The 620-nt window shown below is 47.1% G+C and carries 2 tRNA genes and 1 rRNA gene; all 3 read left to right on the top strand.

Annotation, left to right across the window (positions count from 1 at the left end):
* A 16S ribosomal RNA gene (locus ACTWPF_RS19080) occupies positions 1-58 on the top strand; the annotation flags it as partial.
* 113 nt (positions 59-171) lie between these two features.
* Positions 172-248, top strand: a tRNA-Ile gene (locus ACTWPF_RS19075).
* Between the two features lie 19 nt (positions 249-267).
* A tRNA-Ala gene (locus ACTWPF_RS19070) sits at positions 268-340 on the top strand.
* Positions 341-620: the final 280 nt, after the last annotated feature.

Genomic DNA, 620 nt, shown 5'->3' with positions numbered 1-620 from the left:
TGGGGTGAAGTCGTAACAAGGTAGCCGTATCGGAAGGTGCGGCTGGATCACCTCCTTTCTAAGGATAGAATCGGAACGCCGAGGATTCTCTTCGGAGAATCTTCCGGTAAGGACATACTAGTTGTTTAGTTCAGTTTTGAGAGAGTGAATTCTTTCAATAAGAAATTAGATGGGCCTGTAGCTCAGCTGGTTAGAGCGCACGCCTGATAAGCGTGAGGTCGGTGGTTCGAGTCCACTCAGGCCCACCATCTATTCTCTATATTATACGGGGCCTTAGCTCAGCTGGGAGAGCGCCTGCCTTGCACGCAGGAGGTCAGCGGTTCGATCCCGCTAGGCTCCATTTTTGTACCTTGAAAACTAAATAAGAGTAACAACGACATCAAATAAAATGCTGAAACAACTGTTCAGCGATGTACGGACTGGACTGATCCGTAGGAGATAAAGGAAACACGATGACCGTTAGGGAGTCGATGTTGACGTATCGTACGAAGGTGAAGGAAGTCACGCTAATCGCTAGTTGTTGAAGCTGGATTGAAATAAAGCAAGGCTAAGAAATTAGCACGCTTATTTACTGTAACTTAGTTAAGTGAATAAGGGCGCACGGTGGATGCCTTGGCACT

The organism is Oceanobacillus sp. M65, assembly GCF_052246275.1.
Taxonomy (GTDB): Bacteria; Bacillota; Bacilli; order Bacillales; family Amphibacillaceae; genus Oceanobacillus_B; species Oceanobacillus_B jordanicus.
Note: the sequence above shows the minus strand (reverse complement) of the source record. Positions and strands in the feature narration are given on the sequence as shown.